The following is an 18109-nucleotide window of genomic DNA, read 5'->3' as shown; positions in this document are numbered from 1 at the left end:
ATGTCATATCGCAAATGCGTGGCAGGGCAAGGCGAAAAACGCACGGGGCTGCGGGTCTTTAGCGCAGATTGATGCGGTCGCGCAGAACCTGCATCCGGTCAAGCAGCGGCGCGATGGCCTGTGCTTGGGCTGCGATTTTGTCGTGCGGGGCTTTGTGCAGCAGATGGAACAAACGCGCAGGGGCTTTGCTGTCTGCATCGGATGGGTCCGCTGGGACGTCCGGCATTTCTGGCGTCGCTGTGGGTGTTTCAGTTGCAGCGGCAACGGGCTCGGCTGGCTCTGCTTTTGGCGCGAGGTTGAGCGTCAGGGCAGGGCCGGGGGTTTTGGTCAATGGCACAACGTTGGCGATTTCGACGGTCGCTTCTGGTTCTACCTTTGGCTCAGCCACGACTTCAGGCTCCTGCACGGGGGCCACTTTCGGCGCTTCAGCTTCTACAGGTTTGGTTTCAGCTGGTTCAACAGTCTCAGCAGGGGCCTCCGCCAGTTCGGTTTGCGCTTCCAGAACGCCAGCGCCAAGGGCGGCCACGTGTTTAACGCCTTGTTCACGCAGTAGTTTTTGCGCGCCTTTGATGGTCATCCCATCGTCGTGCAGCAGCTTTTTGATACCCGCAAGCAGGTCAACATCCGTGGGGCGATAGTAGCGCCGGCCACCAGCGCGTTTGACGGGTTTGACTTGGTTGAACTTGCTTTCCCAAAAGCGCAGCACGTGCGCTGGGGTGTCCAGCGTATCGGATACTTCTGAAATCGTGCGGAAAGCGTCGCGGGATTTGGACATCCCGGCGGTCCTTATTTATTGCCCGCTGCGACGCGGTCTTTCATCAGGTGGCTTGGGCGGAAGCTCAGCACGCGGCGGGGCGTGATTGGCACTTCTTCGCCTGTCTTGGGGTTACGACCGATGCGGGCAGCTTTGTCGCGAATGGAGAATGTTCCGAAGGAGGAAATTTTAACGCTGTCACCGCCAGCAAGGGCGTCAGACATTTGCGTGAGAACGCTTTCAACGAGGTCTGCGCTTTCGTTGCGTGATAGGCCTACTTCTTCGTGAACGGCGTCTGCTAAATCCATGCGTGTCAAAGTCTTATTTGTCATTATATCCCCCTGAGTTCTCGCGAGCTTAGGCCAAGGGTAAAAACAGAGTCAATAACAAGGACTTGAAGGGCGACATTGAAGGCGTGTTGTCGCTACCAGCGCAGAACGACTGCGCCCCATGCCAAGCCGCCGCCGATGGCTTCGGTGACGACGAGGTCACCTTCTTTGATTTGGCCACGCTCAACCCCGACTGACAGGGCGAGGGGGATGGAGGCCGCGGAGGTGTTGCCGTGGTCTTGTACTGTCACAACAACCTTATCCATGCTCACGCCGAGCTTTTTGGCGGTGCCTTGGATGATGCGGATGTTGGCTTGATGAGGTACGATCCAGTCAACGTCGTCGTGCCCTAAGCCTGCCTTCACAAGGGCCGCATCCGCGGTTGACGCAAGCTTTTCAACGGCTTGGCGGAAAAGTGCGTTGCCTTGCATTTTGACAAAGCCGGTCTGGTTGCTAATCATTCCGCCATCGACATACAGCATATCGCGGTAACGGCCGTCTGAATTGAGGTCGATGCCCAAAACGCCACGATCGCGCGTTGTGCCGTCGGTTTCTTGCGCCTCAAGGACGAGCGCACCAGCCCCGTCACCAAACAAAACGCAGGTTCCACGATCTGAGAAATCCAAGATTCGAGAGAAGGTCTCAGCGCCAATAACCAACACTCGCTTCGCTTGTCCGGCGACGATCATTCCGTTGGCATTTGCCAGCGCGTAGACGAATCCGGCGCAGACGGCTTGGATGTCAAAGGCGAATCCCTGCGTCATTCCAAGCTTTTGCTGAATCATTGTCGCCGCAGACGGGAACGTCAGGTCAGGCGTCGATGTGGCAACGATCACCGCATCGATGTCATCAGGCGCGAGGCCCGCCATCTCAAGCGCTTTTTGCGCGGCTTTCGTGCCCAAATCGGAGGTGAATTCGTCTTCTGCGGCGAAGTGACGTCGCTCAATACCGGAACGTGTCGTGATCCACTCATCCGTCGTTTCGAGCGTTTCTTCGAAATAGGAATTCGGAACGACCCGTTCGGGGAGGTAGTGGCCGACGCCACGAACGATTGCGCGAATGGTCATATGGTTTTCTAGTCCTTTGTCGCGCTGTCGGTTTGGGCATCTTGGGCAAGCACTGCGGCTGATGCAACCCGTGCGGCCAGCTTGTCAGAGAAACCCGAACGCCCGAGCTGTGCGGCAAGTTCAATAGCTGCTGCAACACCTGTCGCATCCGCACTACCGTGGCTTTTGATGACGGTTCCGTTAAGGCCGAGGAAAACCCCACCGTTTACACGGCGCGGGTCGATCTTTTTCTTGAGGCGAGACAGCGATGTCATTGCGAGGAGGGCGGCAATCCGCGAGAACCACGTCGTCTTGAAGGCAGCGCGTAGGGATTCGGACACGAAATTTGCGGTCCCTTCGCCAGTTTTAAGCGCAATATTGCCGGTAAACCCGTCTGTGACGACGACATCGACCCGCGAACCGGGCAAATCGCCGCCTTCAACGAATCCCACATATTCGAAATCACCACGCGGTGCGGCAGTGGCGATCATGTCATGGGCGACCTTCAGTTCGGCGCGGCCTTTGTGCTCTTCGGTGCCAACATTCAGCAGACCAACGCGCGGCTTTGTCAGGCCCAGACCGTTGCGTGCGTAAGACGCGCCCATCAGCGCATAGGTCAAAAGGTCTTCCTCATCGGCGCGAATGTCAGCACCCGCATCCAGCATGACGTTAAAACCAGCTTCATTGCGGGACGGCCATAGGCAGGCGATGGCAGGGCGATTAACACCTTCGGCTTTGCGAAGGCGGATCATCGACACAGCCATAAGGGCGCCGGTGTTTCCGCAAGACACACAGACGGACGCTTCTTTGTTGCGCACGGAATCGATCGCAGACCACATAGATGTGGACTTACCGTGGCGCATGACGTGGCTTGGTTTGTCCGTCATCGTAACGACATCAGGGGCATCAACGAACGTAATGGATTCGCCAATTTTCTTTTTCGTTACAAGTGGTTCGAGTTCGGCCTTAGGGCCGTGTAGCAGAATGTGCGTGTCAGAGTTGGCCCCCAAGAAACGCGCAAGACCCGCGACAATTGGCGCGGGTCCTTCGTCGCCGCCCATGGCGTCGACAGAAATTACAAGTGCGGCAATGGATTGATCAGTGGCGGACATACGTTCCCCTTCTGAGCGACCCTAGTGCTTATGCAGCGTCGTCGTCCAGATCGATTTCATCAGCTTGCGCGATGACTTCACGGTCTGCGTAGTGACCGCAGGACGGGCAGATGTGGTGTGGACGCTTCAGTTCACCGCAGGACGGGCATTCGTTCGGGTTCGCACCATCAAGAGCGTGGTGGGACCGACGGTTGTTCCGGCGGGACGTGGAGATTTTATTCTGTGGGACAGCCATTGTGACAACCTCGGATAGTGGGCCCTTGCGTGTTAAGTGGACCGCGTGAATTTCGTGCTTTCAGGAAAGCGTTTGTGGGGCTTTAGGGCATAACCTAACGCCTGTCGAGACGTGATCTGAAAGAAGCCGCGAACATACGGCCATTTTGCTAATAAGCAACCTTTTTTAGACCTCTCGATTAGTCGTCAGTTTCTTGCTTGTTTTCGAGGCCAGCACGCAATGCAGCAAGGCCTGCAAAGGGGCGTGCGTCTTCGTCCGTCATCACGGCTTTGCCCGGCTCGGTAACGCCGATGGTTTCTGCCGTTGCGCCGTCTTTGCGCGGGTAGGCGGGGATGGCCAAAACCAGTGCTTCTGTAAGCACATCAATTAGATCCAGCGTTTCTGGCAGTGGATCAGCTGAGTCGTCTTCACTGATTTCGTATTCATCCTCGTCGGGAATATCGATTTCGGCGGCAAATGTGCGCGTCACGTCTTCGTCAATGCGGGTGGTGACCGGTTCCAGCGTCACAACACAGGCTTGGCTGACGGTTGCGCCTAACGCCGCCTCAATACGCCAGTCACGCTTGCCCGTGGGAATCAGTGCGCCGTCAAAGCGTAGTTTGGGAATTTTCAGCACATCAATTACGTTCGCGATCGCTTTGCGGCCGTTGGCGTCGGGCTCAATTGTGAAATGAGAACGCTTTCTCCCAGGAAGGTCGGCAAAGCGAATGGGATGTGTCGGCAGATCAGACATTTGTGGGCACCCTTGAATAACGTCGCGTGTTGGCTGTAAATGCGTTAAAAGCCGATAGAAGCCAAGGCGAGATATAAAGGTTGAGGGTCACTATGAACATCACAGGTCGCAAGTCACGCGCCATACTAGCCGGATGCGTGCTGTTGATGTCAGTGGGTTGTACCACTTTATATCGCAATCATGGCTATGCCCCAACGGATGACCAATTGGCTGAAGTGCTGGTTGGCGTTGATACCCGCGACACGGTTGCGGATGTCGTTGGCCCACCAACCGCAAGTGGCGTCACAAACGGCGGTGGATTTTTCTACGTCCAATCTCGTTTCCGTTTCTTTGGCCCGTTTGAACCAAAAGAGATCGAACGCGAAGTTGTCGCGATCCGTTTCGATGAAGAAGGTGTTGTCAGCAATGTTGAACGTTTCGGCCTTGAAAACGGCAATGTTGTCGCGCTGTCGCGTCGTGTGACGCAAGACAACGTTCGCGATACGACGTTCATTCGCCAGTTGTTCGGGTCTATTGGTAACTTCAGCGCTGGTGACTTCCTGGGTGACGGGTGAGGGCGAAAGCCGCTCTGAGGTCGATCCTTTTGGGGCCAGTTTGAACATGGCCAAAGACACCCATGCACTTGGTAGTATCGTGCTTGAACGCGGCGGCTATGTGGCGCGGTTTGCTGTTACCTCAGATAATCTTGAACGATGCCAACGTCTGCGCCATCGTTGTTTTATTGAGCATGCAGGCGGGGCCGCCCGCAGTAATGGTCTTGAAACGGACGAATTCGATTCGCGCAGTGATCATGTGCTGATCGAAAACAGCGTAGGCGACATCGTATGTAGCTTTCGCACGATATTTGCTGCATCGGGTGCGGATTTGGCGGACAGCTATACTGCGCAGTTTTATGGTCTTGAACGCCTCGCTGAATACACCCAACCGGTTCTTGAGCTTGGGCGGTTTTGCATCTCGTCTGACGTTCAAGACCCAGACGTGCTGCGGATTGCCTGGGGGATGATTGCGAAAATTGTTGATGCGCGCGCGATCGGGTTTTTATTTGGGTGTTCCTCATTCATGGGCATGGACGCCGCGCCATACCGAGATGCCTTTGCGCTGTTGTCGGCCAACCACCAAGCACCCGCATCATGGGCGCCGACTGTGAAGTCTAAGGACGTCGTTCCGCTTGATAGTTTGGGTGGTATTACGACACGAAAAACGGCGATGGAGCAGTTGCCTCCGTTGTTGAGAACCTATCTCAGCATGGGGGGATGGGTCAGCAATCATGCTGTGGTCGACCCACAGATGAACACGCTGCACGTATTCACAGGCCTCGAGATCGAAGCAATTCCATCGGCTCGTGCCAAAGCCCTTCGTGCTATTTTGAATGGTTGATGGCCCTTGCGCCTAGGCCTCTGCGAAGTTAGCAGACCCCATGGCACGCGCACCCCTTTTACAACTCACCGATATCGCCCTCACATTTGGCGGCGATCCTGTTTTTGAAGACCTGTCATTGGTCGTGCAACCGGGAGACCGTGTTGCGCTTGTTGGGCGCAACGGGTCCGGCAAATCGACGCTGCTTAAGGTGATGGCCGGATTGGTTGAAGTCGACACAGGCGGTGTTGTCGTAGCACCCGGAATGTCAGTTGGTTACATGGAACAAGACCCCAGCATGGAAGGCTGCGCCACATTGGGTGATTACGCGACCAGCGGCATGGACCCATCTGATGCGTGGCGCGTTGATTCCGTGGCTGAGGGGCTGAAATTTGATCCGGCCCGCGACGTGAATGTTGCATCCGGTGGTGAACGCCGTCGTGCAGCCTTGGCAAAACTGATGGCCGAGGCGCCGGGTTTGATGCTGCTGGACGAGCCGACGAACCACATGGACATTGAGGCGATCCGTTGGCTGGAACGCGAGTTGTCCCAGACCCGCACGGGATATGTTCTGATTTCCCACGACCGCGCATTCCTGAACGCGCTGACCCGCGCGACATTGTGGATTGACCGCGGGCAGGTGCGCCGCCAAGAGCAGGGGTTCGAGCATTTCGAAGCGTGGCGTGATAAGACCTGGGAAGAAGAGGACATGCAGCGCCACAAGCTGAACCGCAAAATCAAGCAAGAGGCGCGGTGGGCTGTTGAAGGTATTTCCGCCCGTCGTACCCGCAACCAAGGCCGTCTTCGCGCGTTGCAAGATTTGCGTGCTGAAAAGGCGGGGCAGATCAAGCGCCAAGGCACGGCGGCGATGGCGCTGGATGCGGGGCAGTCGTCCGGTAAACGCGTGGTTGAGGCCGTTGGGTTGCATAAATCTTTCGCTGGCAAAGACATCGTTAAAGGGTTCGATCTAACGGTTAATCGCGGTGATCGGATTGCATTTGTCGGGCCGAACGGCGTTGGAAAGACGACTCTTATCAAGATGTTGCTGGGTGAAGTTGAGCCAGACAAGGGCAGCGTAAAGCACGGCACCAACCTTGAGATCGCGGTGTTTGACCAAGCGCGTGCCAAGCTGAACCCGCAAACCACGCTTTGGGATAACCTGACCACAGACCCGAGCATGGGCGTGAGCGGCAAGGCCGACCAGGTTATGGTACGCGGGCAACCAAAGCACGTTGTTGGCTACCTGAAAGAATTTCTGTTTGACGAAGCGCAGGTGCGTGCGCCTGTGCATTCGCTGTCAGGTGGTGAAAAGGCGCGGCTGTTGTTGGCGCGGCTCATGGCGCGGGAATCCAATGTGTTGGTGTTGGACGAACCGACCAACGATCTGGACATCGAAACGCTGGACCTGTTGCAAGACTTGCTAGGGGATTACCCCGGCACTGTGCTGCTGGTCAGCCACGACCGCGATTTCATTGACCGCGTGGCGACGACGACCATCGCGATGGAAGGCAATGGACGCGCCGTGACCTACGCGGGCGGCTGGACGGATTACCGCAACCAACGCGCGGAAGATGAAGTTGCAGCCCCCAAGGTTTCCAAGGCCAAAACGAAGGCCGAAGCACCTAAGGAGGAGGCGCAAGAGGGGCTGAGCTTTACTGAAAAACACCGTCTGGAAGAACTGCCGAACGTGATAGCACGCCTTGAGGCCGAGATCGCCAAGCTGGGAGAGCTAATGGCCGACCCCGCGCTATTCACCGACCATCCGGTGAAGTTCCAAAAGGCGACGGATGCCTTGCTGGAACGGCAAGAAAAGCTGGATGCTGCGGAAGAAGAGTGGATGATGCTGGAAGAGAAGGCGGCGGGGTAGATTCGAGCCGCCAACTCTCCAATGCGTCAAAATGGACGTCGTCTGAACACCTTTAGATTTTGGTAACTTGTTGCGGTGCTGCTCAGCCGAGAACGCACTGGCCACTTACGACTTGGCCTCCATCTAACACGAGGATTTGAAAGTCAGCGATGTCCGCGCCATCGCAAAAGGATGCAGAAATGTGAGTATACAGTTCTTGCGATGTCCAACCAGCGCCCGCTGACCCACTGAAGCGACCATTTCCGTCATTATCCAAACGCAATTCGTTGGGTGCAAGCGGACCGCCACATGCGGTGAGGCCAAGAAGAACCGCTAGCGCAGCGCTTGTTTTGATCACTCGGTTGAATGGGTCAGAAAGTACAGTTGTCATCTTTTTTCCAATTACATGATTTTAATAAGAATATGTTCACAGTTCCATTTGCGTTTCAACCTAGGATTTAGTGTTTTTCTCTGCCGCCTTTACTGCATCCCACAGCGCATCCATTTCTTCCAGATCACTGTCGGCGGGTGTCTTGCCCCGTGCGGCAAGCAAGTCTTCTACCCCTTCAAAGCGCCGTGTGAATTTGGCGTTGGCAGCGCGTAGGGCGTCTTCGGGGTTCACGTTTAGATGGCGGGCGAGGTTGGCCATGACGAAGAGCAAATCGCCGACTTCCTCGGTCAGTTCTTCGTGGGAAAGGGTGTCGCGGGCCTCGACGACCTCGGCGGCTTCCTCAGAAATTTTGTCGATGACGAACTTCACATCAGGCCAATCAAATCCGACCCGCGCAGCGCGTTTTTGCAGCTTTTCAGCGCGCAGCAGGGCGGGGAGGCCGATGGCGACACCGTCAAGCGTACGGGTTTCGTCACGGCCCGCGCGTTCAGCGGCTTTGATTTTTTCCCAATCAGCGGTTTGCTGTTCAGGAGATTTCGCGTTGCTTTCATCGCCAAACACATGGGGATGCCGCGCGACCATTTTGTCTGACATGGTGCGGGCCACGTCGCTGAAATTGAAATGCCCCGCATCATCCGCCATTTGCGCGTGGAAGACGGATTGAAACAGCAGATCGCCCAGCTCGCCGCGTAGATCATCCATATCGGCGCGCTCAATCGCGTCGGCGACCTCATAGGCTTCCTCAATCGTATAGGGCGCGATGGTTGCAAACGTTTGGTCTATATCCCACGGGCAACCGGTTTTAGGATCGCGCAGGGCCCGCATGATTGCCAAAAGGCGGTCCATTTGTTGGGCGGGATCGGTGGAATGGATTAGGGTGTCGTTGGCCATATTGTGGGGCGGCTCCTTTGGTGTCACAGTCACGCTATTGTCCCCGCCAACTAAGGTCCAGCCATGCCAGTCATTAACAGAATTTCCGCCTTCGCCGATGAGATGACAGAGTGGCGTCGCCATCTGCATCAGCACCCTGAATTGGGCCAGCAATGTCATGAAACGGCGTCCTTCGTGGTTGAACGTTTGCTCGAGTTCGGGATTGAGGAAATCCATGAAGGCATCGCGATTTCTGGCGTGGTTGCGATAATTAACGGGCAGGAGGATGGGCCGACCATCGGGCTGCGTGCGGATATGGATGCGCTGCCGATTACGGAAAGCACGGGTGCTGAATGGGCGTCCTTGAACGAAGGCAAAATGCACGCCTGTGGGCATGACGGGCACACGACGATGTTGCTTGGAGCGGCGAAGTATTTGGCCGAAACGCGCAACTTCAAGGGGCGGATTGCGTTGATTTTCCAACCGGCTGAGGAAACTGGCGGCGGTGCTGAGCTGATGGTTGAGGAAGGCATGTTGGAACGTTTTGACATCAAGGAAGTCTATGCGCTGCACAATATGCCGGGCACGCCAGTTGGACAGTTTTACACCACGCCGGGGCCGATCATGGCGTCGGTGGATACGTTTCATGTTGATATCAAAGGGGTCGGTGGGCACGGGGCCTATCCGCACGAAACACGTGACCCCATCACCGCTGCACTGTCCATTGGGCAGGCGATGGCCACAATCGTCAGCCGCAATCACTATGCGCTGAATGATCTGGTGGTGTCGGTAACGATGATCCACGCGGGGACGGCGGATAACATCATTCCCGAAACGGCCTATCTTGGCGGCACGGTGCGCACGTTTGATAGAGACGTCAAAGCGATGGTGAAGAAACGCATGGCAGAGATCGTCGCGGGGCAGGCGGCGTCTTTCGGGGTTGAGGCCGAGCTGCGCTACGAAGAAGGGTTTCCAGCGACGATTAACGCGCCCGCGCAAACCGAGTTCGCGGTTGAGGTTGCACGCGAAGTCGCCGCCGAAGGGCGCGTCGTTGATGATGCCACGCGAGAGATGGGTGCCGAGGATTTCGCTTATTTCCTTGAGAAAACACCGGGGTCGTATCTGTTTGTTGGAAACGGGGATACGGCTGGATTGCACCAGCCAGACTTTGACTTTGATGATGCGGCAGCGCCTTATGGGGCCTCGTTTTTTGCCCGCATCGCTGAGCGGGCATTGCCGTTGGATACTGCTGGGGAGGGTTCGTAATGGCGCTGGAAGATGCAAAGGGCCAAGTCGATTTGGCGTTCACACGGGACGATCTAAAGGGGTGCGCGTTTGAAAACACCTTTGGCGGGGCTACATCGTTCCTGCGGCGCAAATATACCAAGGATTTGAAGGGGGTAGACCTTGCTGTTACTGGCGTGCCCTTTGATCAAGCGGTGACAAACCGCCCTGGAACGCGCTTTGGTCCGCGTGCCATCCGCGAGGCCAGCACGCTGCAACCTTACGATCCGCCCTATGGTTGGGGCTTTGATCCGCTGGGCGATTTCGCCATCGCGGATTACGGTGATCTGGCGTTTGATTATGCCAATGTCGCAGGCACACCTGCCGCGATTGAAGCGCATATAGCGGGCATTTTGGCGGCGGACGTGGGGGCGGTGACGCTGGGTGGCGATCATTTTATCACCTTGCCGATTTTGAAGGCCTACGCCGCGAAGATTGGCCCGCTGAGTGTCATTCAGTTTGATGCCCATTCTGACCTTTGGGCGGATGATGATATGGACCGCGTCGATCATGGCACGTTTATGTATAAGGCGGTGAAACTTGGTTTGGTTGACCCAAAACGATCTGTGCAGATTGGAATTCGAACGGAATGCGACGACTATCTTGGCATGGAATATATCGATGCGCGGACTATGCATGAAAAGGGAGCGGCGTGGGCTGTGGCGCGTGCCAAAGAAATCGTCGGCGATGCGCCGACCTATGTGACCTTTGACATCGACGTGCTGGATCCGGCTTTTGCACCGGGGACGGGGACGCCGGTTTGGGGTGGCCTTGCGAACTGGCAGGCGGCGGCGGTGCTGCGCGATTTGGCGGGGATCAACATGGTTGGTGGCGACGTGGTTGAGGTGTCGCCGCCCTATGACGCATCAGGAATTACCGCAGTGGCCGGCGCGCATGTGGCGTTTGAACTGTGCTGCCTTCATTTGTGGAACAAACGATGAGCGATTTTAACCAACCCGTATCCGGCAATGATTTGGCCCGTTTCGCGGGCTTGCAAACATTTATGCGTTTGCCTGTTGCGCCGAGCGCTGACGGCCTAGATGTGGGCTTCATCGGGATCCCGATGGATATCGGGACAAGCTGGCGGTCCGGCACACGGTTCGGCCCCAAACAGCTGCGCCAAGAAAGCGCGATGATCCGGCCTTATAATATCCAGACAGGGGCGGCGCCGTTTGACAGCCTGCAATGTGCGGACGTTGGCGATATTTCGATCAATACGTTCTCGCTGGCGGACTCGCTGAAAATCATTGAGGCGAAGTACGACGAGATTTTAAAACACCCGATTATTCCGATGGGGCTTGGGGGTGATCACTCGCTGACCCTGCCGGTTTTGCGGGCGATGGCGAAGAAACACGGACCCGTTGCACTGGTGCATGTGGACGCCCATGCGGACGTAAACGATGAAATGTTCGGGGAACGTGAGACACATGGCACCGTGTTTCGCCGTGCATATGAAGAGGGTTTGATAAAGCCTTCAAAAGTATGGCAAATTGGACTTCGAGGTACGGGCTACACGGCTGAGGATTTCACTGAGGCCGCTGGTTGGGGTTTCAACCAACGTTTAGCATCAAGTTTGTGGCACAAGCCATTGGATATGCTTGGAAAAGAGATCGTTGCGTCCATTGGCGATCAGCCGTGTTACATCACCTATGATATCGACAGCCTCGATCCTAGTTTTGCCCCTGGAACCGGCACGCCCGAGATTGGCGGGCTGACCACAATGCAGGCGATGGAGCTGATCCGCAATCTGCGTGGCCTCAACATCGTTGGCTGCGATCTGGTTGAGGTTTCGCCCCCCTATGATACGACGGGGAACACGGCGCTCACGGGGGCCAATATCATGTTCGAGATGTTGAGCATTTTGCCGGGCGTTAAGGTCCGCTAAGACGCTGAGCGCTGAGGGGAATAGATGCTGAAGTATTTGGTTTTGGGCTTGCTGGGGGCCGTTGTTGCGCTGTCGGTTTATGTGCGTCTTGCGCCGAGTACGGCCACACAATGGCACAAAACATTTTACCCGCAACCACCCGGTCAACGTCAATCGGCGGGAGGGTTCCAAATTGTGTTGAAGGCCCCCGCGCCTGAGGCCACGCTTTCCCAGTTGGATGAGCTGATCATGGCAACGCCACGCACCACGCGTTTGGCGGGTTCTCCGGATGAGGGGATGACGACCTATATCACGCGATCCCGCCTGTTCGGCTTTCCCGATTACACGACGGTCTGGGCAGGGCCGGACGACACGGCAGAGGGCGGACATGGGCCGCTGTTAAAAATTGAGGGCCGTCTGCGGTTTGGCAAATCCGATATGGGGGTGAACCGCGCCCGGATCGAAGGATGGCTGACACAGCTGAGCGAGGCACAGACATGATACCGAATGAACGCCTGTTGCAGATCACTGAACGCTTCGAATTCCTTGAGGCCCGCATGGGCGAGGGGATCGGCGGGGACGAGTTCGTCGCCGTCAGCCGCGAATACGCCGAGCTGCGCCCCGTGGTCGAGGTCGTGCAAGAGTACCAATCATTGGTGAGCGAGATCGAGGGGGCCGAAGCGATGCTGGCCGACCCCGAGATGAAAGAGCTGGCTGAGATGGAACTGCCAGACCTGAAGGCGCGTTTGCCGGATGCCGAACAGGCCGTGAAGCTGGCGTTGATCCCGAAAGATGCCGCCGATGGGAAACCTGCGTTGATCGAAATCCGCCCAGGAACTGGTGGCGACGAAGCGGCGCTGTTCGCAGGTGATTTGTTGAGAATGTACAATCGCTACGCAGAAAACATGGGCTGGAAGTTCGAAATTATTGAAGAAAGTCAATCCGAACTTGGTGGTATCAAGGAAGCGACCATCCGTGTGTCTGGCCAAAACGTGTTCGCGCGGATGAAATATGAAAGCGGTGTGCACCGTGTTCAGCGTGTCCCTGAGACCGAAAGTGGCGGGCGTGTGCACACATCCGCAGCCACGGTCGCGGTGTTGCCCGAGGCGGAAGACGTGGACATTCAGATCAACGCCAATGACATCCGCATCGATACAATGCGCGCGTCAGGATCGGGCGGGCAGCACGTGAACACCACGGATTCGGCGGTGCGCATTACCCATATGCCGTCGGGCATCGTGGTGACGTCATCCGAGAAATCACAGCACCGCAACCGCGAGATCGCGATGCAAGTGCTTAAGACGCGGCTTTATGATGCCGAACGCCAAAAGGTGCATGATGAACGAAGCGCGGATCGTGCGGCGCAGGTGGGGTCCGGGGACCGGTCTGAGCGGATCAGAACCTACAATTTCCCGCAAGGCCGCATGACAGACCACCGCATTAACCTCACGCTGTATAAACTGGATGCGGTGATGCAGGGCGACTTGGACGAAGTCATTGATGGCTTGATCCAAGATGCGCAGGCGACAGCTTTGGCGGAGATGGGTGAGTGAGTGAGGCCGATCTGCTGGCTGAGGCCAAAGAGATATTAAAGTCAGCCGGCATCGAAAACCCTGTGCGGGAGGCACGCCAGCTTTGGGAGGCCTCTTTTCCACGCCGCTATGTCGACTATGAAAAGGCGATGAGTGGCGGCCGCGTGGAAGATTTTCGCGCCTTGGTAGCACGCCGTGCGCAAAGAGAACCTATGTCGCACCTCACAGGGTGCCGCGATTTTTATGAGCACCGTTTTGAAGTGAGCGCCGATGTTCTTGACCCTCGGCCAGACACAGAAGCACTTGTGATAGCAGCGTTGGAGAAGCCTTTTGAGCGTGTCCTCGATTTGGGAACTGGTTCGGGATGTATCCTGCTTAGCCTGTTGGCCGCGCGTAAGAATGCGATTGGATTTGGAACCGACCTATCTGAGGCCGCTTTGAATGTTGCGAAGCGCAATTTTGATCGGTTGGAGCTTGCGGTCGAAGATCGCGCAAACTTTCTGCGCTCTGATTGGTTCCAAAATGTAGAGGGCACATATGATCTGATCGTATCGAACCCGCCCTATATCGCGTCGGATGAAATGGCAGGGTTGGCGCCGGAGCTATCCTACGAGCCCCGCATGGCGCTCACGGACGAGGGCGACGGGCTGTCGTGTTATCGTATCATTGCCGCTAGTGCGCCGGAGCATTTGAACGCAGGTGGCTGGTTGATGGTGGAAATCGGGCTGACCCAAGGCGCGGCCGTGAGAGCGATGTTTGAGGCCGCTGGATTGCAAAATGTAGAGGTTCGTCCCGATTTGGACGGGCGTGACCGTGTCGTAGTGGGCCAAAAACCGCTCTAAACACTATAAATGCGCAAAATTGTGTAGAATCACTTGCGATTAATACCTTGTACGGCATAGTCATATGTGTCGGATGGAGTATGACCGTTTGGTCCCGTCTCCGACAAACGCCAGAACATCACTGCTTTTGTATTTGATAGGTCCCGCATGAGGTGAGGCCGGGCAGCGACAGAAAAAACAGGCTGGATATACCTTCATGAAGTCTTCTCGATCCCGTTCGCGGAACAAGAACCGCAACAACAACCGTCCATCAGGTGGCAACATCGTCAACCGCGTGTTTGACAGCTCCGGTCCTGAGGGAAAAGTGCGCGGCACACCGCAGCAGATCGTTGAGAAATATACCCAACTTCACCGCGATGCGGTTTTGTCGAATGATCGTGTAAACGCAGAGAACTTTGCGCAACACGCTGAGCATTACACACGTATGCTTGCTGAGGCGCAAAAAGAGATCGACGCCAAGCGTGAAGAGCAAGAAAAGCAACAGCGCGAGCGTCAGGCGGAGCAGGACAAGCAAAACCGCGAACGCCAAGCAGAACGTGACCGTGAACGCGCCGAACGTTTGAAAGCGCAAGAAGAAGCAGCGGCAGCAGGGGGCGTTGAGGCCGAAGAGGTTGGGTCCGGTTTGGTGGAAACACCTGAAGAGGCACCCAAGAAACGCCGCACACGCAAACCAAAAGCGCGACCGGACCAACAGCCAGAGGGTGAGGAGGTTGCCCCGGAGGGTGGCAGCGCACCAGAAGCAGCGGAATGATTTTGAGGCCCTCGGAAACGGGGGCCTTTTCGTTTTGGGTGTGTGTCGAATTGGCTGGGCCAATCCGACAAAGGGGGGCGCTGCCCCCGTCCTGCGGACTCCCCCGGAGTATTTTTAAGCCAAAGAAAGGTTAGGCCGCTTTTAGGCTACGCGCGAGGGCGCAAAAGCGTTCCACGTCGATCTGTTCGGCGCGGTCCGTTGGTTTGATGTCTGCAGCGATCAAGTGATCTTCGATGTCCGAGCTGAGGGATTTCAGTGAAGAGCGCAGCATTTTGCGGCGTTGGTTGAAGGCCGTTGCGGTGACGTGTTGTAGCATTGCGGCGTCTGCCGCGAAGCGGGGTTCTGGTAGGGCTGCTAGGTGGACCACGGCGCTGGAGACTTTGGGTGGCGGTGAGAAGGCCTCCGGTGGGAGGTTCATCACGATTTTCGCGTCTGTGCGCCATTGGCTTAGGATTGCGAGGCGGCCATAGGCCTTTGAGCCCGGTTCGGCGGTGATGCGTTGCGCAACTTCGCGTTGGAACATCAGGGTCAGGCTGTCCCAGAAGGGGGGCCAATCTGGTGGCGTAAGCCAGCGCACCAGAAGTTCGGTGCCAATGTTGTAGGGCAGGTTGGCGGCAATGCGGATTGGGCTTGTGAGGTGGTCGAGCGGGTTGATGTCGAGGGCGTCGCCGCTCATGACTTTCAGGCGGTCGGGGTAGGCGTCGGAGATTTCGGCCAGTGCTGGCAGGCAGCGTTCGTCTTTTTCAATCGCGAGGACTTTGCGGGCGCCTTCCGAGAGGAGGCCGCGTGTGAGACCACCTGGGCCGGGTCCGATTTCGAGGACGTCGTGGTCTTCGTTGCGCCCAGAGAGGCGGGCGATTTTGGCTGTGAGGTTCAGATCGAGCAGGAAGTTTTGGCCAAGGGATTTCTTGGCGGCCAGCCCGTGGGTGTCGATGACCTGTTTAAGCGGCGGGAGATTGTCGATGCTCATGTGCGGGCCTGTGCCATTTTTGCGGCCATGCGCAGGGCTGCGATCATTGATGTTGCGTCTGCGGTTCCGGTGCCAGCGATGTCAAAGGCGGTGCCGTGATCAGGTGAGGTGCGCACGAACGGCAGGCCGAGGGTGACGTTCACACCACCAGAGAAATCCAGCGTTTTGATCGGGATCAGGGCTTGGTCGTGGTACATGCAGATCGCCACGTCGTAGCGGGCGCGGGCGGCTGGGTGGAACATGGTGTCAGCGGATAGGGGGCCCGCGATATCGAGCCCTTCGGCGCGCAGGGCGTCCAGCGTGGGGGTGATCATTTCGATTTCCTCATGGCCCATTTTGCCGCTTTCGCCGGCGTGAGGGTTTAGGCCTGCCACTGCGAGGCGGGGTTTGGCGATGCCGAAGTCGCGGATCAGGGCGGCGTGGGTGATGAGGATCGTGTCTGTCAGGGTTGCCGCCGTGAGCTGTTCGGGGACATCGGCCAGCGGGATATGGATGGTAGCAGGCACAACGCGCAGCATTTCACTGGCCAGCATCATAACAACCGATGAACGCCCTGCGAGCGCTGCGAGGTATTCGGTGTGACCCGGGTAGGCGAATTGTGCGCCGTCGATGAGGGCCTGTTTGTGGATCGGGGCGGTGCAGATCGCCGAGGCTTCACCGGATTGAACCAGTGAGACAGCGTCCGCGATGGAGGCAATTACACCTTCGGCATGTGCCGGGTTTGTGGTGCCAGCAACGCGGGGGGCGCCGAAGTCGCGCACAAGGACGGGAAAGGCGCTGGCTGTTGCTGCGTCAGCTGCGCGGGTGATGGCCTGCCATTTGGTGCCTGTTGGCAAGTGGGTCGGGTCGCCGATCCAGACCATCGGAATGTCTTTGCCCACGGCGTCCCATGCGGCGACGGCGATTTCGGGGCCGATGCCAGCAGGTTCGCCGCAGCTAATAGCAACGGGTTGCATCAGGGGTAGGAGATAGTGGCGGCTGCGCGCAAATCGGCGAGCAAGGCATCGGCGTAGGTCGTTAGACGCTGGGACACAAGTTGTGAGCGGATCGTTTCGCGATCAACACCTTCACCAAGCGTTGGTGAGCGGCCACACATCATCAAGAACACCAGCGTTTCGCCATTCGCGCGGGTGAGCGTGTAGTTGGTTTCGCCCGCATCCAACGACGCAAGAACGAGCGCCACATCTGCAGGGATTTCGGCGGGTGGAAGGACATCGCGTTGAAGCTGGTCTTCTGGCAATCCGCGAGCAACGCCGTAAAGGTCGTCACAGGTGTCAACGCGGGCATCGACACGGGCGGCTTCGCGCAAGCCTGCTTCAGACAAGCCGCCGGCGATGTAAAAGGCAGCGTATTCAATGGCGGCGGGTTCTGGTGCGGCGCTTGGCACTTCGCGAACGCCGCGCATTTGGAACAAGGCCACGCCGTTTGTGATTGGAATTGGGGCTGTGACTTCACCGGGGGAAAGGTCGAGCAGTAGGCCACGCAATCCGGCAGGGTAGTTGGTGATTGGCAGCCAATCGAGGCGACCACCGCGGGTTCTGGAAGGCAGAGCCGACACGCGGCGCGCTTCGGCTTCAAACGCTGAGGTTGATGTAAGTTGCGCGATACGCGTGGCCGTGGCGATGGCCGCTTGCGCACGTGGTGGCGGGGCCGGAATGATGATTTCGCTAAGCAGGACTTCGATTCTGGATGAGCCGCCGGATTGGCCCAAGGCTTGGTCGATGTCGGCTTCGGAAACTTGTGCGCGGTCGCTGAAACGGGAGCGGATAAAGTCGCGCCAGCTGACATTGACGCGTACGAAATCGCGGAAGGTTTCCTCGGATACGCCGGACTGCGCGAGGACGGTGATGAACTGATCCAAGGACAGGTTCGCGCGCGCTGCGAATTCTTCCATCGCTTCAAGGAGGCCTTCGTCGGTGATGCGCAGGCCAGCATTGTTAAGCGCTTCGAGTTTCAGACGGTCTTCGATCAGCTGTTCACGAGCGAGATCTTCAAGATTTCCGGGGGTGCGGAAAGTGCGCAGCATAATGATGCGCTGGTCGATTTCGAATTCACTCACGACGCTGTCATTCACGGTAATAACAGGCGCAAATTGCGCCGTCGCGTAAGTGGGGGTCATCAGGGCCAGTGTTGTGGCAATGGCAGAGATTAGAACGCGCATCGAAGTCCTCGTTTTTTGTCTAGTCGGGTCGTT

20 protein-coding genes and 1 pseudogene are annotated in these 18109 nt (G+C 57.1%); 10 read left to right on the top strand and 11 right to left on the bottom strand.

Annotated features, from left to right (window positions below; translation table 11 throughout):
- Positions 1-58 precede the first annotated feature (58 nt).
- The 6 genes from OCA8868_RS02855 to OCA8868_RS02830 form a co-directional block, all read right to left on the bottom strand.
- Positions 59-775: a MerR family transcriptional regulator gene (locus OCA8868_RS02855; protein ID WP_093995020.1), complete on the bottom strand. Its 717-nt coding sequence runs from the start codon at positions 773-775 to the stop codon at positions 59-61.
- Positions 776-786: 11 nt separating this feature from the next.
- A complete protein-coding gene (gene ihfA, locus OCA8868_RS02850; protein ID WP_049834710.1) occupies positions 787-1086 on the bottom strand; it encodes an integration host factor subunit alpha in 300 nt (99 codons plus the stop codon).
- A 92-nt stretch (positions 1087-1178) separates the two neighbouring features.
- A complete protein-coding gene (locus OCA8868_RS02845; protein ID WP_093995019.1) occupies positions 1179-2150 on the bottom strand; it encodes a beta-ketoacyl-ACP synthase III in 972 nt (323 codons plus the stop codon).
- Between the two features lie 8 nt (positions 2151-2158).
- Entirely contained in the window at positions 2159-3241 is a 1083-nt protein-coding gene (gene plsX / locus OCA8868_RS02840) for a phosphate acyltransferase PlsX (protein WP_093995018.1), read from the bottom strand.
- A gap of 28 nt (positions 3242-3269) precedes the next feature.
- Positions 3270-3476 (bottom strand): 50S ribosomal protein L32, encoded by a 207-nt coding sequence (gene rpmF, locus OCA8868_RS02835; RefSeq protein ID WP_093995017.1) that lies wholly within the window; start codon positions 3474-3476, stop codon positions 3270-3272.
- 178 nt (positions 3477-3654) lie between these two features.
- Complete coding sequence (locus OCA8868_RS02830; RefSeq protein WP_093995016.1) at positions 3655-4209, bottom strand: YceD family protein; 555 nt, start codon at positions 4207-4209, stop codon at positions 3655-3657.
- Positions 4210-4301: 92 nt separating this feature from the next.
- Here OCA8868_RS02830 and OCA8868_RS02825 point away from each other — a divergent pair, with 92 nt between their 5' ends.
- From OCA8868_RS02825 to OCA8868_RS02815, 3 genes are read left to right on the top strand one after another with little or no spacing between them, the layout of a single operon-like run.
- Entirely contained in the window at positions 4302-4763 is a 462-nt protein-coding gene (locus OCA8868_RS02825) for an outer membrane protein assembly factor BamE (protein WP_093995015.1), read from the top strand.
- A 46-nt stretch (positions 4764-4809) separates the two neighbouring features.
- Complete coding sequence (locus OCA8868_RS02820) at positions 4810-5586, top strand: GNAT family N-acetyltransferase (RefSeq protein ID WP_093995498.1); 777 nt, start codon at positions 4810-4812, stop codon at positions 5584-5586.
- Positions 5587-5626: 40 nt separating this feature from the next.
- Positions 5627-7432, top strand: coding sequence for an ABC-F family ATP-binding cassette domain-containing protein (locus OCA8868_RS02815; RefSeq protein ID WP_093995014.1), 1806 nt, complete (start codon positions 5627-5629; stop codon positions 7430-7432).
- 82 nt (positions 7433-7514) lie between these two features.
- Here OCA8868_RS02815 and OCA8868_RS02810 read toward each other — a convergent pair whose 3' ends face one another.
- Complete coding sequence (locus OCA8868_RS02810) at positions 7515-7802, bottom strand: hypothetical protein (protein ID WP_093995013.1); 288 nt, start codon at positions 7800-7802, stop codon at positions 7515-7517.
- A 60-nt stretch (positions 7803-7862) separates the two neighbouring features.
- The gene (gene mazG / locus OCA8868_RS02805) at positions 7863-8693 is read right to left on the bottom strand and encodes a nucleoside triphosphate pyrophosphohydrolase (protein WP_093995012.1); all 831 of its coding nucleotides are present in this window, start codon (positions 8691-8693) and stop codon (positions 7863-7865) included.
- A 63-nt stretch (positions 8694-8756) separates the two neighbouring features.
- Here mazG and OCA8868_RS02800 point away from each other — a divergent pair, with 63 nt between their 5' ends.
- From OCA8868_RS02800 to OCA8868_RS02770, 7 genes are all read left to right on the top strand, one after another.
- On the top strand, positions 8757-9938 hold the full coding sequence (locus OCA8868_RS02800; protein ID WP_093995011.1) for a M20 aminoacylase family protein: 1182 nt from the start codon (positions 8757-8759) through the stop codon (positions 9936-9938).
- A complete protein-coding gene (gene speB / locus OCA8868_RS02795) occupies positions 9938-10897 on the top strand; it encodes an agmatinase (protein ID WP_093995010.1) in 960 nt (319 codons plus the stop codon). The genes OCA8868_RS02800 and speB (OCA8868_RS02795) overlap by 1 nt, the downstream gene beginning before the upstream one ends.
- A complete protein-coding gene (gene speB, locus OCA8868_RS02790; RefSeq protein WP_093995009.1) occupies positions 10894-11841 on the top strand; it encodes an agmatinase in 948 nt (315 codons plus the stop codon). The genes speB (OCA8868_RS02795) and speB (OCA8868_RS02790) overlap by 4 nt, the downstream gene beginning before the upstream one ends.
- Positions 11842-11865: 24 nt before the next feature.
- Positions 11866-12321 carry a DUF1499 domain-containing protein gene (locus OCA8868_RS02785; RefSeq protein WP_093995008.1) on the top strand — a complete coding sequence of 152 codons (456 nt, stop codon included), beginning with the start codon at positions 11866-11868 and terminating at the stop codon, positions 12319-12321.
- Entirely contained in the window at positions 12318-13373 is a 1056-nt protein-coding gene (prfA, locus tag OCA8868_RS02780; RefSeq protein ID WP_093995497.1) for a peptide chain release factor 1, read from the top strand. The genes OCA8868_RS02785 and prfA overlap by 4 nt, the downstream gene beginning before the upstream one ends.
- The gene (prmC, locus tag OCA8868_RS02775) at positions 13370-14194 is read left to right on the top strand and encodes a peptide chain release factor N(5)-glutamine methyltransferase (protein WP_093995007.1); all 825 of its coding nucleotides are present in this window, start codon (positions 13370-13372) and stop codon (positions 14192-14194) included. The genes prfA and prmC overlap by 4 nt, the downstream gene beginning before the upstream one ends.
- Before the next feature lie 196 nt (positions 14195-14390).
- Positions 14391-14945, top strand: coding sequence for a DUF4167 domain-containing protein (locus OCA8868_RS02770; RefSeq protein ID WP_093995006.1), 555 nt, complete (start codon positions 14391-14393; stop codon positions 14943-14945).
- Between the two features lie 130 nt (positions 14946-15075).
- On the opposite strand, the gene rsmA is transcribed toward OCA8868_RS02770, so the two are convergent.
- The 3 genes and pseudogenes from rsmA to OCA8868_RS16990 all read right to left on the bottom strand — a co-directional run.
- Positions 15076-15915: a 16S rRNA (adenine(1518)-N(6)/adenine(1519)-N(6))-dimethyltransferase RsmA gene (rsmA, locus tag OCA8868_RS02765; protein ID WP_093995005.1), complete on the bottom strand. Its 840-nt coding sequence runs from the start codon at positions 15913-15915 to the stop codon at positions 15076-15078.
- Positions 15912-16871 carry a 4-hydroxythreonine-4-phosphate dehydrogenase PdxA gene (gene pdxA, locus OCA8868_RS02760; RefSeq protein ID WP_179214755.1) on the bottom strand — a complete coding sequence of 320 codons (960 nt, stop codon included), beginning with the start codon at positions 16869-16871 and terminating at the stop codon, positions 15912-15914. Before pdxA ends, rsmA begins: the two co-directional genes overlap by 4 nt.
- Positions 16871-18085 (bottom strand): annotated as a pseudogene (locus OCA8868_RS16990) (peptidylprolyl isomerase); the annotation flags it as partial. The pseudogene OCA8868_RS16990 and the gene pdxA, both read right to left, overlap by 1 nt.
- Between the last annotated feature and the right edge of the window lie 24 nt (positions 18086-18109).

The organism is Octadecabacter ascidiaceicola, from assembly GCF_900185015.1.
GTDB lineage: Bacteria > Pseudomonadota > Alphaproteobacteria > Rhodobacterales > Rhodobacteraceae > Octadecabacter > Octadecabacter ascidiaceicola.
Note: the sequence above shows the minus strand (reverse complement) of the source record. Positions and strands in the feature narration are given on the sequence as shown.

What these genes read in the sequence shown, in the direction of transcription:
- OCA8868_RS02855 (WP_093995020.1), bottom strand. Translation starts at nt 775, where the DNA reads ATGTCCAAATCCCGCGACGCTTTCCGCACGATTTCAGAAGTATCCGAT.
- ihfA (WP_049834710.1), bottom strand. Translation starts at nt 1,086, where the DNA reads ATGACAAATAAGACTTTGACACGCATGGATTTAGCAGACGCCGTTCAC.
- OCA8868_RS02845 (WP_093995019.1), bottom strand. Translation starts at nt 2,150, where the DNA reads ATGACCATTCGCGCAATCGTTCGTGGCGTCGGCCACTACCTCCCCGAA.
- plsX (WP_093995018.1), bottom strand. Translation starts at nt 3,241, where the DNA reads ATGTCCGCCACTGATCAATCCATTGCCGCACTTGTAATTTCTGTCGAC.
- rpmF (WP_093995017.1), bottom strand. Translation starts at nt 3,476, where the DNA reads ATGGCTGTCCCACAGAATAAAATCTCCACGTCCCGCCGGAACAACCGT.
- OCA8868_RS02830 (WP_093995016.1), bottom strand. Translation starts at nt 4,209, where the DNA reads ATGTCTGATCTGCCGACACATCCCATTCGCTTTGCCGACCTTCCTGGG.
- OCA8868_RS02825 (WP_093995015.1), top strand. Translation starts at nt 4,302, where the DNA reads ATGAACATCACAGGTCGCAAGTCACGCGCCATACTAGCCGGATGCGTG.
- OCA8868_RS02820 (WP_093995498.1), top strand. Translation starts at nt 4,810, where the DNA reads ATGGCCAAAGACACCCATGCACTTGGTAGTATCGTGCTTGAACGCGGC.
- OCA8868_RS02815 (WP_093995014.1), top strand. Translation starts at nt 5,627, where the DNA reads ATGGCACGCGCACCCCTTTTACAACTCACCGATATCGCCCTCACATTT.
- OCA8868_RS02810 (WP_093995013.1), bottom strand. Translation starts at nt 7,802, where the DNA reads ATGACAACTGTACTTTCTGACCCATTCAACCGAGTGATCAAAACAAGC.
- mazG (WP_093995012.1), bottom strand. Translation starts at nt 8,693, where the DNA reads ATGGCCAACGACACCCTAATCCATTCCACCGATCCCGCCCAACAAATG.
- OCA8868_RS02800 (WP_093995011.1), top strand. Translation starts at nt 8,757, where the DNA reads ATGCCAGTCATTAACAGAATTTCCGCCTTCGCCGATGAGATGACAGAG.
- speB (WP_093995010.1), top strand. Translation starts at nt 9,938, where the DNA reads ATGGCGCTGGAAGATGCAAAGGGCCAAGTCGATTTGGCGTTCACACGG.
- speB (WP_093995009.1), top strand. Translation starts at nt 10,894, where the DNA reads ATGAGCGATTTTAACCAACCCGTATCCGGCAATGATTTGGCCCGTTTC.
- OCA8868_RS02785 (WP_093995008.1), top strand. Translation starts at nt 11,866, where the DNA reads ATGCTGAAGTATTTGGTTTTGGGCTTGCTGGGGGCCGTTGTTGCGCTG.
- prfA (WP_093995497.1), top strand. Translation starts at nt 12,318, where the DNA reads ATGATACCGAATGAACGCCTGTTGCAGATCACTGAACGCTTCGAATTC.
- OCA8868_RS02770 (WP_093995006.1), top strand. Translation starts at nt 14,391, where the DNA reads ATGAAGTCTTCTCGATCCCGTTCGCGGAACAAGAACCGCAACAACAAC.
- rsmA (WP_093995005.1), bottom strand. Translation starts at nt 15,915, where the DNA reads ATGAGCATCGACAATCTCCCGCCGCTTAAACAGGTCATCGACACCCAC.
- pdxA (WP_179214755.1), bottom strand. Translation starts at nt 16,871, where the DNA reads ATGCAACCCGTTGCTATTAGCTGCGGCGAACCTGCTGGCATCGGCCCC.